Here is an 18,004-nt window from a genome sequence, read left to right on the forward strand (position 1 = left end):
CATGAACGAGGGTCAAAATTTACCGAAGATATACAAGGAGCGGCATAAACTGAAGTACCGCAGCACAGAATGCCTAAACTGCCATCATCCTCTTGATATCAGTGATGAATTTTGCCCAAACTGCAGTCAGCTTAACAGCACCAAAAAGCTGGCTTTTAACGATTTTTTCAACGAATTTTTCGCCGGAATTTTTGCTTACGATTCCCGGTTTTACAGAACCCTGGGAGCCCTGCTTTTTAAACCCGGAAAAATCTCAAAAGATTACATCCAGGGAAAGAGGGTGCGTTATGCCAATCCTTACCGGTTTTACCTAAGCGCTTCCATTATTTTTTTCCTGCTTTGGAGTGTCACTCACGAAGTTGAATCACCCATTAACTTCGACCTGGAAGGCAGTGCAGAAGAACAAAAGGAAGTTGATTCCATTTTAACCGCCCAGGGTATAGAAAACCCGCCTTTAGAAGTATTTCTTCCTGCCAACGACAGCATCTCAACCCCAGAATATATTGCGGAAAAAGATCTGGACACCATGAGCTTTTTAAATGCCCGAATAAAGCAATGGCAGGTATTTTCAGATCATTATGAAGCTACCGGGATGAGAAATTCCAAAGTTGCTTTAGACAGCCTCAATTATTCAAATTCCCGCTTTAATCAATGGTTTTACAAGAAAACCGTGAACTCAAAAATATTCGGTTCAGATGCTAATCTTTTCTGGAGTTATTTTTACAGCAAGCTGCCGTTCATCATCTTCTTTTACCTTCCGGTTTTTGCGCTGTTCATCTGGCTGCTTTATTTGAGGAGGCCTTTCACATACATGGAACATCTCATCTTTACCTTCCACAATCAAACCACCTGGTTTGTGCTTTTTGGAATAGCAGTGGGCATTAATACGCTCTTCAACAGCAATTTTGCCACCGCGCTTGCCATGTTCATCTTCGCTTTTTACCTCTATAAAGCTTTTAGAAAATTCTACGGACAGGGAAGAGTTAAAACGTTGATAAAGTTTATTATAATAAATATTATATTCTTTACTTTAGCTTTATTAGCATTCATATTTTCGGTGCTGGCTTCATTTGCGATCTACTAGCATGATTCAACAAATTACCAGAGGCATAAAAATCTCTATAGAAACAAATTTTGAAGGGACTTTCTATAAAAACTATAGAGTCCACTTCGCCTTTGGCTATCAAATCACTATTGAGAATCAAAGTAAAGATTCTGTGCAACTCAGTTCCAGGTTCTGGAAGATAAAAGATGCGCTTAACCGTACAGAAATTGTGGAAGGCGAAGGAGTAATAGGAAAGAAACCGGTGCTTAAACCGGGAGAATCCCACACCTACAAAAGCGGATGTCTACTCACCTCTCCATTTGGATCTATGAGCGGCTTTTACAGCATGATCAATTTTACTTCCACCAGGAAATTCAGAGTCGCCATTCCCTCCTTTAAACTCAGCGCCCCTTTTGCATTGAATTAGCTCATTTTTGACACCCCCATAGTGGTCAGTAGTCAGTAGTCAGTAGTCAGAAGTCAGAAGTCAGAAGTCAGAAGTCAGAAAATAAAAAAAATAAACTGCACTGAGGAACTTCGCAACCCGAAAATGTGCAACTATATACAGGCAAGCTCACTTACGAACTTCGCAACCCGAAACGGAAAACCTGAACTGAATAACCGGAAGACTCAATTCGGAACTTCTCAACACGCAACCTGCAACGGGTAGGCTATTCCCTTCAAATCAACATCAGAAAATGCCATTTTTGACAACTCGACAGTAGCCAGTGGTCAGAAAAAATAAACTGCACTGAGGAACTTCGCAACCCGCAACTTGCAACCGGGAGCCTGCGACCCCTAAAAGGCAACACGCAACCTGCAACGGATAACCTATTCTCTTCAATAATTATCTTCAAATCAACATCGTAAAATGTCATTTTTGACAACCCTAAAACTCGCAATTTCGCAACCTGCAACAGGAGCCTGCGACGTGCAAGGTGCAACCGGGAGCCTGCGACCCCTAAAAGGCAACTTGCAACCTGTAACGGGTAACATATTCTCTCCAAATCAACATCATAAAATGCTATTTTTGACACTCTAAAACTCGAAACTTCGCAACCCGCAACCTGCAACCTGGAACAGAAAACCTGCAACCAATTCTCTTCATTTCTTATCTTCAAATCTACATCGTAAAATGTCATTTTTAACACCTAAAACTCTGAACTTCGCAACCTGCAACAGGAGCCTGCAACGTGCAACCTGCAACCGGGAGCCTGTGAAAATGAACAACAAAACTGAATTGAAGAAAGGACAACACGCAATTCGGAACTTCACAACAAGTAACTTGCAACCTGCAACCTGTAACTTGGAACCTGGAACAGAAAACCTGCAACGAGAGCCTGCGACCACAATCGATTACACCCTCAACTCAATTCCAAATTTAAGGTCGATTCCTCTCCAGTAGCCAGATCTTTATAGTAGAATGATTCTTTTGCTTCAGAAATGATCGCCTGGGAGACGCTCACGGTCTTTACAAAACCCCGATCCATAACCACACCTTTGTCGCTGTCTCCTTTTCCTGCTGAAAAGTGGAAATTGAGCAATGCTTCAGGATCTATATTCTCTTTCTGCTGAAGTTGAAGCTCTAAAAACCACTCTTCCCGCAGCTGCTTCATTTCTTCAGAATAAAGCGGACTCGAAGACCAGATGTGAGGCTTCAGCGGCAACTTCTTAAAATGCTTTTGATTTCCATCCCACACAAGTTCAAAAAATAAAAGTTGCTCTTGCCAATCGGCTGCTACGATAGTAAAAGGTTCAACTTCAGAAAAGTTATAGCCTTCAACAGCTTCAGTAAAATCTTCAGCAGCCAATAGATCTTTTACCACCACTCCCCTGCTTTTGCCGTAAGGCAGTTTTCGTTCATGCTTTTTAAAGGCACCATTCAGCAGACAAATGGCACGTTTGCGATCGCTCACTCCCAGCCAGGTGCCCCCGGCCAAAACATCTTTCGGAAATGCCATTTTTGAGCCTGCAACATCATAGGTTTTTGGCGGCAGTGTTTGCCTCCCCGGAGCCTCATCACGATTGGAAGTAAGAACAAACGAATTATGGCCTTTTAAAGGCAGGATAGTAACCGTACACATTATGAAAAAATTAAGATTTTTTACCTTTTAGGTGCTGATATTGAGTAAAGTTCAGTAAAAAATTGAGTAAGTAAAACTATTTTAATTTTTTTACCTTTACGACCATACATTTAGAAATCAAAAAAAAATTACAACAGTATGGGAAAAGGTGTATTCCAGGTTCCGCAGGCAGTAAATGAACCCGTAAAGTCATATGCCCCGGGAACACCCGAAAGAGAAGCCGTTTTAAAGGCTTATAAAGAATTGTACAACAGCAAGGTAGAGGTACCACTTTATATTGGTGGCGAAGAGATCAAAACTGGTGATACAGCACCTATGAATCCGCCGCACGATCATCAGCATCATCTTGGAGACTATCATAAAGCTTCAAAAGAGCATGTGGAAAAGGCGATACAATCTGCTCTTGATGCCCGCGAAAAATGGGCAAATCTTGAATGGGAACAAAGAGCAGCCGTTTTTCTAAAAGCAGCCGAGCTTATTGCCGGTCCTTACCGTTACAAGATCAATGCTGCGACCATGATTGGGCAGTCAAAAAATATATTTCAGGCTGAAATTGACTCGGCTTGTGAATTGATAGACTTCCTTCGTTTCAATGTAGAGTACATGACACGCATTTATGAGGAACAACCTGAATCTTCTTCGGAAGCATGGAACAGGCTCGAATACCGCCCTCTTGAAGGTTTTGTATATGCAGTAACTCCTTTTAATTTTACGGCAATTGCGGGTAATTTACCCTCGGCCCCTGCATTAATGGGGAATGTTGCGGTTTGGAAACCAAGCGACTCGCAGGTATATTCGGCCAAGGTAATTATGGAAGTATTTAAGGAAGCCGGATTGCCAGATGGTGTTATTAATATGGTGATGGGAGACCCAAAAATGATCTCAGACACTATTCTGGCAAATAGAGAATTCTCCGGAATCCACTTCACCGGAAGTACAACGGTCTTTAAAAACCTTTGGAAGCAGATTGGTGAGAATATTCACAACTACAGATCGTACCCCCGAATTGTGGGAGAAACAGGTGGTAAGGATTTCATTCTTGCGCACCCAAGTGCAAAACCAAAGCAGGTTGCAACGGCTATTTCGAGAGGAGCATTTGAATTCCAGGGGCAAAAATGTAGCGCTGCTTCAAGAGTTTACATCCCAAAAAGCATGTGGGCAGAAGTTAAGAATTACCTGGTAGAAGATGTGAAATCTTTCAAGATGGGATCACCCGAAGATATGAGCAACTTCATCACTGCGGTAATTCACGAGGCTTCGTTCGATAAGCTGGCGAAATTCATTGATGCTGCAAAAAATGACAGCGATGCTGAAATTGTAGTTGGTGGAAATTACGATAAATCTAAAGGCTGGTTCATAGAACCTACAGTTATACTTACAGAGAACCCTAAATACAGTACGATGTGTACCGAACTTTTTGGACCTGTAGTGACAGTGTACCTGTATGAGGATGAAAAATGGAATGAAACCCTCAAGTTGATAGATGACTCTGAATATGCGCTTACTGGTGCAATTCTTTCTCAAGACCGTTACGCAGCTGCGGAAGCTACCAAAGCATTACAGAATGCCGCAGGAAACTTCTACATCAATGACAAACCTACAGGAGCCGTTGTGGGACAACAACCTTTTGGAGGAGCACGTGGAAGCGGAACCAATGATAAAGCAGGATCTATCCTCAACCTATATCGATGGATCTCACCAAGAACTATCAAGGAAACTTTTGTAACTGCAACAGATTACAGATACCCATTCCTGGGAGAATAGCAAAACAACCCTTCATTAAAAGCCGCCAGAAAAATATTTTCTGGCGGCTTTTTTTTTGACTTTTTTAAACCTTTGCTAATGCAAGAGTTTTTATCATAAAATTCTTACATACAGAAAGTTAAATTAAAATATAATAAGTTAAATCCTCACCTCTGGACGTTTTTTGCGGCCTTTAGCCGAAAGCCCTGATAATTTAAGTTAATTCGCAGTACCTTAGACTGTTAAGACACCCCTCGGTCTTAACTCCCCCTTCCCCAATATGCTGTGAATATGGTTAAAAAACTATTCTTAAAAGTTTTCACTTTTTGGGCTTTTATTCTTACCTCGATTTTGGGGTGGGGACAATGTCCTACGTCTGTAAATATCACTGCATCACCGGGAACAACGATTTGTGCAGGGGAACCTGTGGAATTTACCGCCGCCCTGGATGGAACTGGTACAAATCTTCTATACCAATGGCAGGTTAATGGGGTAAATGAGGGTTCAAAAACTTCTTCCAATACTTTTACTGGTAATACTCTTCAGGATGGACATACTGTTAGAGTGGTTGTTACAGCCGATTGTCTTGCTACACCTTTGACGAGTAATTCTCTTGCAGTAACTGTGAACCCAATTCCCACAGTAACTACTGCAAATACAGCAACAATATGCAGTGGAACCGGACCTAATATTGCTTTAAATGCTTCTACACCCAGCTCGTTTTCCTGGACAGTAGGAACCGTCACAGGAGGTATAACAGGTGCAAGTGCAGGATCGGGATCGACAATAAATCAAATTTTAACCAATCCCAGCAGTTCAGCTGCAGGGACAGTTCAGTATATCGTCACACCTACTGCTACGACAGGAAATTGTGAAGGGTACCCTTACACAATTACGGTTACGGTAAATCCAAAACCGTTGGTAACAACAACCAACTCAATCACAGTATGCAGTGGAACAAGTCCGAATATCTCTTTAAGTGCTTCTACACCGAGTTCCTTTTCCTGGACAGTAGGTTCTATCACCGGAGGAATAACAGGGGCAAGTGCCGGTTCGGGATCTACAATTAATCAGACCCTCACGAATACAGGTAATACAACAGGCACAGTTCAGTATGTGGTAACACCAACCGCTAATGCAGGAAGTTGTACAGGTGCACCATATACAATTACAGTAACAGTAAATTCGAAACCTACCATAACTACTGCCAGCTCTGCAACCATATGCAGTGAGACCAGTCCAAACATCCCTTTGACTGCTTCTACACCAAGTACGTTTTCCTGGACAGTAGGATCCATTACGGGAGGTATCACAGGTGCAAGTGCGGGTTCGGGATCTACCATTAATCAGACTCTCACGAACCCAAGTAGTTCATCTGCAGGCACAGTTCAATATATCGTAACACCTACTGCCGCTACAGGAAACTGTGCGGGGGAGCCTTACACAATTACGGTAACGGTAAATCCGAAACCTACTGTAACCACAGCAAATTCTGCAACAATATGTAGTGGTGCAAGTCCTAATATTCCATTGACTGCATCTACACCGGGTACTTTCTCCTGGACTGTAGGATCCAATACAGGAAATATTTCAGGTGCAAGTGCAGGATCAGGATCAACAATAAATCAGACCCTAACCAATCCAGGCAACTCAACAGCAGGGACTGTTCAGTATATAGTAACCCCTACCGCTACTACAGGAAGTTGTGAAGGGGAACCTTACACAATTACGGTAACGGTAAATCCGGAACCTACTGTAACAACAGCAAACTCTGCAACAGTATGTAGTGGTGCAAGTCCTAATATTCCATTGACTGCATCTACACCCAGTACTTTCTCCTGGATCGTGGGATCCAATACAGGAAATATTTCAGGTGCAAGTGCAGGAAATGGATCAACAATAGATCAGACCCTAACCAACCCCAGCAACTCATCAGCTGGGACAGTACAATATATCGTAACACCCACAGCTACTACAGGAAGCTGTGAAGGGGAACCCTATACTATTACAGTAACGGTAAATCCAAAACCTACTGTAACAACAGCAAATTCCGCAACAGTATGTAGTGGCTTCGGACCTAATATTTCATTGGCTGCTTCTACTCCAGGTTCATTTTCATGGACCGTTGGAACCGTTACGGGAGGTATTACAGGTGCAAGTGCGGGAAATGGATCAACAATAAATCAGACCTTAATCAACCCCAGCAACTCAACAGCAGGGACCGTAGAGTATATTGTTACCCCTACAGCTAATGCAGAAAATTGTGCAGGTGAGCCATATACAATTACTGTGACTGTGAACCCGACTCTTATACCTTCTGTTACCATCTCATCAACTTCAACTGATATTTGTACCTCAACAGCCTCTGGCTCAACTCCCGTAACATTTACTGCCACACCGGTTCATGGTGGAGCTTCTCCAACATATGAATGGAGAAGAAATGGTTCAGGCATTTCCGGCGCGACAGGTGCAACTTACACTGCTTCTTCCTTAGCTGATGGTTCTCAAATTTCAGTGGTAATGACCTCTAATGCCACCTGTGGATCACCTGTTACTGCAACCAGTAATGTAATAACGATTAAAGGGTATACACCTCCTGCAACTCCTGTTTTCGATCCTGTTCCAACACAGGGTGGGCCAGTAAATACTACTCTACTTTGTCCACCAAATACTGGTCTGGTTTATAAGGTGGCCTCAGATCCAAATGTCACCAGCTATAACTGGACATTGCCAACCGGGTGGGTAATTACGGCCGGAGCGGAAACTAACTCCATTACAATTAATAATAGTAACTTAAATGCAGGAACATATAATCTGGTGGCAACAGCGATGAATGCTTGTGGAAGTAGTTCTACTACCTTGCCGGTCACTATTGAAAAGGCTGCCTCCGTCTATGCAGGCGCGGATACTTCCATTTGTATGAATGGAAGTTATAGTATAACTGACTCAGATTATAGTGGGTATATAAATAGTGGTGGTCAAAATGCCCCAACCTGGACTGTAAGTCCTGCTGGAAGTGGTTCTTTTAGCAACATAAAAGCCAAAAATCCTACTTTTACTCCTTCAAAGGATTTCATAGGCTCAATTACCCTAACTCTCACAAGTACAAAAACTACAGGGAATTTTAATTGCGCTCAACTATCTGATAAAATGATTCTAACAGTGAACGCACCTCCTGCAATCACTGCTCAGCCTTCAACAACTGCACAGATATTATGTCTAAATGCTGCTGCCACACAATTATCTGTATCAGCCACAGGAGCCGGATTAACATACCAATGGTATAGCAATACAACCAATTCTAATACCGGAGGTACTGCGATAAATGGGGCTACTTCTGCTACTTATACACCAGTAACTACTACGCACGGAATTTTATATTATTATGTGGTGGTCAGTGGAACATGTACTCCGTCACTAACCAGCAACGTTTCAGGGGCGGTAACCGTGAACGCTCCACCGGCAATCACAGCTCAGCCGTCAACCACTGAACAAATCGTATGTCCTAATGATACTTCAACCCCATTATCAGTTACAGCTACCGGAACCGGATTGACATATCAGTGGTACAGCAATACAACTAACGCTAATACCGGAGGTACTGCAATTAATGGAGCTACTTCTGCTACTTATACTCCTGCAACTACCGCTTCAGGAACCTTATATTATTACGTAACTGTTGAAGGAACCTGTGCGCCTGCAGTGACTAGTAGTGTTGCAGGAGCGGTAACGGTGAATGCTCCTCCGGAAATCACTGTTCAGCCTTCGACCGCTGAACAAACTTTATGTCTGGAGGATACTGCCACAGAATTATCGGTAACAGCTACAGGAGCGGGACTCACCTACCAATGGTATAGCAATACGACTAGTTCAAATAGCGGAGGTACCGCAGTTAACGGTGCTACATCTTCTTCCTATACTCCCGCAACAGCAACAGCCGGAAGCTTATATTATTATGTGGTGGTCAGCGGCACATGTACTCCCGCAGTGTCCAGCAACGTGACAGGCGCGATAACCGTGAATGCTCCTCCGGAAATCACCGCTCAGCCTTCTGCCACTGAGCAAACCTTATGCCTGGAGGATCCTGCCGCAGAATTGTCGATAACAGCTACAGGAGAAGATCTGACTTATCAGTGGTACAGCAATTCCACTAACGCTAATTCCGGCGGCACTGCAATTAGCGGAGCTACTTCTGCTACATATACGCCAGTTACTACTTCCTCTGGAACATTATATTATTATGTGATTGTTGAAGGAGCCTGCACTCCTGCAGTGACCAGTAGTGTTTCAGGAGCGGTAACTGTGAATGCTCCTCCGGAAATCACCGCTCAGCCTGCGACCACAGAACAAACCTTATGCCCGGATGATCCTGCTGTAGAATTATCAGTCACAGCAACAGGAGCGGGGCTCACCTACCAATGGTTTAGCAATTCAACTAACGCTAATACCGGAGGCACTGCAATTAATGGAGCTACTTCTGCTACATATATTCCTGTAACCACTTCTTCAGGAACTTTATACTACTATGCAATTGTTAGTGGAACCTGCACTCCTGCAGTGACAAGCAGTGTTTCAGGAGCGGTAACTGTGAATGCTGTCCCGGAAATAACTGATCAGCCTTCGACCACTGAGCAAACCTTATGTCTGGAGGATCCTGCCGCAGAATTAACGGTAACAGCTACAGGAGAAGACCTAACCTATCAGTGGTACAGCAATTCCACCAATACTAATTCCGGAGGCACTGCAATTAGTGGAGCCACCTCTTCTATTTATACTCCGGCAACTACTTCTTCCGGAACTTTATATTACTACGTAATTGTTAGCGGAACCTGTACTCCTGCAGTGACAAGTAATGTTTCAGGCGCGGTAACTGTGAACGAACCTGTAGAAATTATAACAGATCTTGATGATTCGACACCAGTAGAAGCTTGTGCAGGTTTCCCGGTTGAATTTTCCATAGAATCAACAGGAACCGGTCTGACTTATGAATGGACAAAAGATGGAAATCCCGTTGGAACCAACTCTCCGACCCTGACAATTGCACAAGTGGCTGCTTCTGATGCAGGTTTATATACGGTTCTGGTTAAGGGGACTGCTCCCTGTGCAGATGTGCAGTCGACAAAAAAAGTAGAACTAAAAGTAAATCAAAGTATAATTATCACCAGTCAACCAGAGGCTACCTACCCCGTCTGTCTTGGAGGGAGTGCTGTTGAAATTGCTGTAGTCGCCACCGGAAACATCTATGACTACGTTTGGAGAAAAAATGGCATCCCAATTTCAGATGGAGCTAAGTATTCGGGTACAGGTACTGCAAATTTGATTATAAAAGATTTAGCTCTTGAGGATTCCGATAATTATGATGTAGTAATAAGCAGTCCTGAAGGAAGTTGTTCACAAATTATTTCTCATCCTGCCACAGTAACTGTTTATTCACCTCCTGAAGTTGAAGCGAGAGAAGATATAGAAGTTTGTAGTACTTCAACGAGTTTAGATCTTGGAACAGGGGCCACTGCCTCAAATTACAGTACTTTGATATGGACTACTAACGGACTGGGACAAATTTTAAATGCCACAGATTTGAATGGCGCTACCTATGTGCCTGTGGCAGCAGATTTTGGTAATACTCTTACATTTACTTTAACTGCCAAATTAGAGGTTGGAGGTGTTCAGGTATGTGAAGATGCTGTGGATACTAGAAGTCTAACAATAGTAGCCCAACCAGTGATAACTGAATTCAGCTACCTCCCCAGCGACAACAGTGCTGTTTCCACAGAATTTTGTGAAACAGATATTACCACCTACACTCCTCATATCGCCGGAAATAATCTTACTAATGGTACGGGTTTATTTTCAGTAGATGACACTGCTCTTACTATCAACCCAACTACTGGAACCATTACTCCAAATGGTACTAGCCCTGGAGAGTATTCAATAACTTATACCTACACCATAACTTCCCAGGAAGCAGGTTGTACAGCTGCAGAAAAGATCTTCAAAGTGACCATAGGAGAGAAACCGGTGGCCGAATTCACTTACGGAGAGACACCTTTTTGTAGTGATTCATCAAATACTTCTCCCACTTTTTTAAATGGCGGTGTGGCCGGCATTTTTAGTTCTTCCAAAGAAGGACTGGTTTTCGTCAATGCATCGACAGGAGAAATTGATTTTGCTGCCAGCACACCAGATACCTATGAAGTTACAAACACTGTAGATTATTCTGCCCAGGGTTGTGCTGTAGTTACTCATACGGCACCTATTACCATAAATAAAAAACCTATCCCCGATTTCACATATTCCGAAGCAGAATATTGTTCAGACCCCAATGTTGAGCAAACAATTATTCCTATTCCTGAAGTTGGTGCAGTTAAAGGAACCTTTAGTTACACTGCTATACCCGAAGGTTCAATTCTTTCCCTTGACACAACTACGGGAAATATTGATATCATGACCAGTGAAGCCGGTAGTTATATCATAACAAACACAGTAGAAATTGAAGACGACGGGTGTGATGTGGTGGAAGGTTCTTTCTCCATTAACATTGAAAAGAGATCTAATCCCTCATTTGAATACACAAGTACGTCCTTTTGCATCTCCACAAAAAGTGCTTCGGTAGTGAGTGGTTTTGAAACCGGGGGAACTTTCTCCAGTCCTACTCTTGGAAGTAAAATTAACGCTACTACAGGAGCAATTACCTGGACGGAAACAGATGACATTACCGGCCCTCATGAGATTACATATACTATTTCGGGAAAAGGGCTTTGTGAAGACGTTAGCAGTACGGTTGACATAGTTATTGATCCATTACCAGTTGGCGGGAAATTAGCTTTTGAAGATCTTGTTAATACTAATAACAACGGCAGGATCTTCATGATATGTGAAGGGGCGACTTCTGGATATTTACCCATAACCTTATCAGGTCATACAGGAAACATCCTGGCATGGAAATATAGTATAAACGGTGCTCCATGGATCACTATACCCGGAGAGGAGGGAAATTTTACCGGCAATGTGTTATCTGCCTCTACAATACAGGGTTTAAACCTACCTGAAACAACAGTGTTTAGGGTAGAAATAGGTAGTGGGGCCTGTAGCCCTAATGTTTTCTCCCAAACTGCAATTCTGAGTGTTATTCCAACAGATATAACTCCCAGCCCCGTAACAGTAAGTGAAAGTGTTGTCTGTTTGGGAGATACGGTAACCTTAAGCTCAGAAACAGGTTACACTAACAGCGTTCCCACAGTTGAAAACGGGAATTTTGATAATGCAGGACTTAAAAATAAAGGATGGCGTTTTAGACTCGATGGGAAGGATATGAACTTCGAAACCAACGCTAACAATACCAATCAGGATTTTTGGTCAAGAGCTACTCCACATAATTTTAATACTGCAAATTATAATACGAGTCCATACTCAATGAGTCCTATGAGGTGGGATGCCGGAATTGAAGATGGAAATAAGGGATTTGCAATGGTATCAGGTGACCACAATGCTACCATGGAAACGAACATTTTTAGTATAGGAGCAATGGATCAGGCAATTGTAACTTTCGATCAGGCCTACAACCTAACACCCGGAGCCACAATAACTGTAGAAATTTCTGAAGATGGAGGACAAAACTATGAAACTGTTCTATTCAGCATAAGCGGAAGTGCAACCAGCGGCAATTACAGTAGTTTTGGAACCGGCACTCCCCAATCCCGGCTTAAGAACAAAATGGTGTTAGATCTCGGCAATTACCTGGGAAAAAGCAATCTGAGATTGAAATTTACCTTTGACGGTGCAAGAGATGGTGATATTTGGGCTGTAGATGGTATAAAATTACCTGAAGGTCCCAGAAATGTTACTATTGAATGGAATGATTATACAAATCCTCAACAGGTTATTCCTATTGGAACTACTAATTCAGTTCAATATGCCCCAAAACAAATTGGTCTTAATGTTTTTGAAGTAAAGACAAAATTAGTTTTCGACTCCACCGGAAATGCCTGTGAGGTAGCCGAAAATGCCGAAAACATAGAAGTTTTTGTTTTTGATAAATACACCACCTCGGTCTCAGCAGAATATGGTAGCTGCGGAAATTTTGAAGCCCAACTTTCTGCTTCAGTATTAAATGGGAAGAATGAGCCCGTGATCAGTTACCCCACTCCAGACGGTTTTGTGGGTAAATGGTCTATTGAAGGAGCAGGGGCAACTTTAGTGGATTCTAATCCCACTGATAATATTGCGGCGGAAAATGATCCTAATGCTACGCTTCTTACCACAGCAGCAGGAACATACAATGTATCATGGATCCTTGAACCTACAGAGGTAGACGAAAATGGTAACCTTTATGAAAATCCGGAAACCTGTGCTCCAGATGTAAGTCCATTAGAAGTGGTTATCGCCGGCTGCATTGCTTTGGACTTTGATGGACAAGATGATCACATAATTATTGATGATCCATATAATAATGTAGTGAGTTTTGAAGCCTGGATACGACCTGCCGTTGCCGGTGGAACTATTATCTCTGGACCAAATTTCAACATTAGCACACCAAATGCTGTCACTCCAAATTCCAGATGGTATCACATAGCAATTTCCAATGGTAAATTGTACCTGGATGGAATTGAAAGATCAAATTTAGCTTTGGGTAATGGGAATGGTTCCCGAACCGTGATTGGAGCCGAACTGGTTAACGGGGAAGCTCAAAATTTATTTTCGGGCTGGATAGAGGAAGTTAGGTTATGGAATAAAGCACTTACTGTTGAACAGATTAGATTTATGATGAATCAGCGTCTTATTGCGAATGGCACTCAAATGGGAGAACAAATTCTTATGAATGTACCCGGCGGACTGAATTATTCAGACCTGGCAGGATACTACAGGCTGATCTCGGCAACACCCGAACCTTTACCCACTAGTCCAGTAATTTTCTTACCAGAAGATATGCCTCTTGATGGGTTAACCCCAGATCGTGCTGCAACAGCATCTCCGGGAAGGTTAGTCAATATGGAAACGAATCAGGAGAATACTGCACCCCTTCCCTATTATTCTGGTAAAGATGGAATTTGGGGAACAGATGATACCTGGTTGCGCCCTGAAGTTTGGGACCCTCCGCATACAGGTACTATTGATTGGAACATAGTAAAAACTTCTCATCATATCACTTCCGGTAATCGGGACATTACAGTCCTGGGCTTATTATCTGAAAGTAATGTACTTGATATGGAAGGAGCGAATCCCACAGGATGGACGAGCGGTGGAAGTGGAAATAGACTTTTTATCTCCCATTACCTCCTGCTTGATGGTATTATTGACCTCAATGGAGAATCACAACTTATTCAACCTGATGGAAGTATCGTAGATCAGACTTCGGGTATAAACCGGGAAATAACAGGTTTCCTGGATAGAGACCAACAAGGAACTGCCAGCAGCTATAATTACAATTACTGGTCTTCCCCTGTAAGTCCCGGAAGCCTTAACGCCGATTATTCTGTAGGAACAGTTATGATGGATGGCACAACCCCCACCCCCGCTAAGATCAATTTTGGCAACGCCTACAATCACGCCGATGCAGGTTTTACAAACCCGCGCAAAGTGAGTGCTTACTGGCTTCACAAGTTTCATGGTACGGCAAATAATTACTTTAGGTGGGAACATATTGGAAGTACAGGAGCTTTGCAAGTGGGGGAAGGCTACAGTATGAAAGGTACCTCTGGTAGTGCAGCTATACTCGACCCACAAAACTATACCTTTAGAGGGCTCCCAAACAACGGTACCATTTTAATGGAAACTATGAATGCCACGGGCACAGGAGAAAATTATCTTTTAGGGAATCCATATCCCTCTGCTATTGATGCCGATGAATTTATTCTAGACAATATGCGAGACGTCATCAATGGCCGAAATACTTCCAACGTCTTTAACGGAACCATCTATTTCTGGTCCCATTTTGCCAATAAAACTCATTATCTCGAAGAATATATTGGCGGCTATGCTACCTATAATCTCTCAGGCGGTGTAATTGCTGTGGCTATAGATGACCGGATTAATGCTACTGAAGATGAAGGCGGGCGCATTCCGCAGCAGTTCATTCCGGTAGGCCAGGGCTTTTTTGTCAATACCCGCTTAGATCCTGAAATTGTAAATATTTCAAATATAACTATCCATGGCGGACAGGTTACTTTCAGGAATAATCAAAGACTATTTATTACTGAAAATGATGCTAAAAAATCAGTTTTTCACTCCCAGGAAAAGAAAGAAATTTCTGGAATTGAGGGTACAAATACCTCAAAGGCAGAACAACAGCGTATTTGGCTGAAATTTAAATCTCCAAAAGGATATTACCGACAAATCTTAGTCACTGCCGATCCCAATGCTACCGATAACTTCGATTTGGGTTATGACGCCCCTCTTATTGAAAATAATGTTGAAGATATGTACTGGTACTTTAACAATAACGAATTTGTGATACAGGGAGTAGAAGATTTTAATGTGGAGCGGGAACTTCAGCTGGGGGTGAAGATAAAAGAACAAGGAGTTGTAAAGATTAGCATAGATAGATTGGGTAACATTGCAGAAGATCAGGAAATATTCCTGAAAGACAGCATCACAGGCACAATTCATAATTTAAAAAACGAACCATATACTATAGAAGTTGAAGAAGGTGTCTTTACAGATCGTTTTAAACTGGTCTTTAAAGATGATGAAACACCTGTAGTAGAACCCGAAGATCCGGTTGTTGTAGACGATGGGCCTTTCAAAGTCCAGTACCTGAATGAAGACAGAATCATTTTAATTAAAAATCCCGAACTGATAAAGGTCAATAGAATCTATCTGAACAACCTTACAGGACAGCAGGTTCACGTCTATTACAATATCCCGTTAACAATAAAAGAAGAGCTACCTGTAGAACGCTTTAGTGCTGGAGTATATATTCTGAAGCTGCATACAGCACAGGGAATCATTACCAAAAAAGTAATTCTGGAGTAAATCGACTTTAAAGAATACTTACTAAAATTTTCTTAGCTTTATGCACTTTAGCCAAGTTTGGAGCCTTTAATCTATTAAAATAAAGTAAAAATTTAAGGCTTTGTTTTTTTTCCTACTTTTACCACCTGATTTCTAATGGTTTGGTATGGAGAAATATTTTACTCCTGTTAAGATATGGATACTATTTTTACTAGTCGGCTCCCCTGTATTGGGTGCCTTCTGGTCGAGCCCAGATCTTAAATCCTTTAGTTACCCTCAACCATCTGAAAATTATACCGCTCCCTGGTATGAATCGCCTAAAGGAATTTTTGCCCTTGGCTTCAATGATAATACTGAAAATGCCACGGTCACAGCTCCAGCTGATGTTCAAAAGAGGACCGATTCCGGCAAATGTTCAGCATCCATAAATATTCCGGAAGCATCTTTTACCGGGAACAGTCTTACCTGGTCCATGAGTGGTGCAACAAGCGATTCCGGTACAGGACAGGTAGGCACACATACTTTTGAAAAAGGGGTAACTACTATTGTTTTCACTTCTATCGGCGATAATTCTTCTACAGATCAGGATTCTATGACGGTTACCATTAAGGACGAAGAAGCGCCAGAAATAAATGTGGGAAGCAATATTTCCAAGAACACAGACAACGGAAAGTGTACCGCTTCCATCGCTATTCCGAATGTGAGTTTTAGCGACAACTGTTCGGGGGAAACCTTGAGCTGGACAATGACCGGAGTGACTTCAGGAAACGGAACAGGTCAGGTAGGCACCAAAACCTTCAACATTGGAAAAACCACTATTAATTACACCGTCACCGATGCAGCAGGATTAAAGGCTTCTGGAGCTGTCGACATTACTGTTACTGATGATGAGGCTCCAGAAATAACCCTCGGAAATGACATTTTTGAGAGTACAGATACAGGAAAGTGTACCGCTTCTATCGCTATTTCAAATGTGAATTTTAGCGATAACTGTTCAGGAGAAACCTTGAGCTGGACCATGAGCGGCGTTACTTCAGGAAATGGAACAGGTCAGGTAGGCACTAAAACCTTCAACATTGGAAAAACCACTATTAATTACACCGTCACCGATGCAGCAGGATTAACCGCTTCAGGAACTATAGAAATTACGGTTACTGATAATGAAGCGCCAAAAATAACCCTCGGAAATGACATTTTTGAGAGTACAGATACAGGAAAGTGTACGGCAGCCATTGCTATTCCGAATGTGAGTTTTAGCGATAACTGTTCAGGGGAAAACTTGAGCTGGACCATGAGCGGTGTTACTTCAGGAAATGGAACAGGTCAGGTAGGCACCAAAACCTTCAACATTGGAAAAACTACCATTAATTACACCGTCACTGATACAGCAGGATTAACCGCTTCAGGAGCTGTCGAGATTACTGTTACAGATGATGAGTCTCCAGAAATAACCCTCGGAAATGACATTTTTGAGAGTACAGATTCAGGGCAGTGTACGGCTTCCATCGCTATTCCAAATGTGAGTTTTAGCGATAACTGTTCAGGGGAAACCTTGAGCTGGACCATGACCGGCGTTACTTCAGGAAATGGAACAGGTCAGGTAGGAACTAAAACCTTCAGTATTGGGAAAACTACCATTAATTACACCGTCACCGATGCAGCCGGATTAACGGCTTCAGGAGCTGTCGACATTACGGTTACTGATAATGAAGCGCCAAAAATAACCCTTGGAAATGACATTTTTGAGAGTACAGACACAGGCCAGTGTACCGCTTCCATTGCTATTCCTAATGTGAGTTTTAGCGACAACTGTTCAGGAGAAACCTTGAGCTGGACCATGAGCGGTGTTACTTCAGGAAATGGAACAGGTCAGGTGGGCACCAAAACCTTCAGCATTGGAAAAACCACCATTAGTTACACCGTCACCGACGCAGCGGGATTAACGGCTTCAGGAGCTGTCGACATTACGGTTACCGATAATGAAGCGCCAAAAATCACCCTCGGAAATGACATTTTTGAGAGTACAGATACAGGAAAGTGTACCGCATCTATCGCTATTCCTAATGTGAGTTTTAGCGATAACTGTTCGGGGGAAATTTTGAGCTGGACCATGAGCGGTGTTACTTCAGGAAACGGAACAGGTCAGATAGGGACTAAAACCTTCAGCATTGGAAAAACCACC

7 protein-coding genes are annotated in these 18,004 nt (G+C 42.5%); 6 read left to right on the forward strand and 1 reads right to left on the reverse strand.

Going from position 1 to position 18,004, the window contains the following annotated elements:
- Position 1: 1 nt before the first annotated feature.
- The 3 genes from ACQ93I_RS13195 (at position 2) to ACQ93I_RS13205 (ending at position 2,087) form a co-directional block, all read left to right on the forward strand.
- A complete protein-coding gene (locus tag ACQ93I_RS13195) occupies positions 2-1,084 on the forward strand; it encodes a DUF3667 domain-containing protein (RefSeq protein ID WP_431698908.1) in 1,083 nt (360 codons plus the stop codon).
- Between the two features lies 1 nt (position 1,085).
- Entirely contained in the window at positions 1,086-1,472 is a 387-nt protein-coding gene (gene apaG / locus ACQ93I_RS13200) for a Co2+/Mg2+ efflux protein ApaG (protein WP_431698909.1), read from the forward strand.
- Positions 1,473-1,916: 444 nt separating this feature from the next.
- Positions 1,917-2,087 (forward strand): hypothetical protein, encoded by a 171-nt coding sequence (locus ACQ93I_RS13205; protein ID WP_431698910.1) that lies wholly within the window; start codon positions 1,917-1,919, stop codon positions 2,085-2,087.
- A gap of 322 nt (positions 2,088-2,409) precedes the next feature.
- On the opposite strand, the gene ACQ93I_RS13210 is transcribed toward ACQ93I_RS13205, so the two are convergent.
- Positions 2,410-3,129: an NRDE family protein gene (locus ACQ93I_RS13210; RefSeq protein ID WP_431698911.1), complete on the reverse strand. Its 720-nt coding sequence runs from the start codon at positions 3,127-3,129 to the stop codon at positions 2,410-2,412.
- A 138-nt stretch (positions 3,130-3,267) separates the two neighbouring features.
- Between ACQ93I_RS13210 and pruA the strand changes: the two genes are divergently transcribed.
- The 3 genes from pruA to ACQ93I_RS13225 all read left to right on the forward strand — a co-directional run.
- Positions 3,268-4,893, forward strand: a complete 1,626-nt coding sequence (gene pruA / locus ACQ93I_RS13215; RefSeq protein WP_431698912.1) for an L-glutamate gamma-semialdehyde dehydrogenase — start codon at positions 3,268-3,270, stop codon at positions 4,891-4,893.
- A 270-nt stretch (positions 4,894-5,163) separates the two neighbouring features.
- Positions 5,164-15,843 (forward strand): PKD-like domain-containing protein, encoded by a 10,680-nt coding sequence (locus tag ACQ93I_RS13220; RefSeq protein ID WP_431698913.1) that lies wholly within the window; start codon positions 5,164-5,166, stop codon positions 15,841-15,843.
- 145 nt (positions 15,844-15,988) lie between these two features.
- A partial coding sequence (locus tag ACQ93I_RS13225) for an HYR domain-containing protein (protein ID WP_431698914.1) occupies positions 15,989-18,004 on the forward strand: 2,016 nt, incomplete at its 3' end.

Source organism: Salinimicrobium sp. WS361 (assembly GCF_050750585.1).
Lineage (GTDB): Bacteria > Bacteroidota > Bacteroidia > Flavobacteriales > Flavobacteriaceae > Salinimicrobium.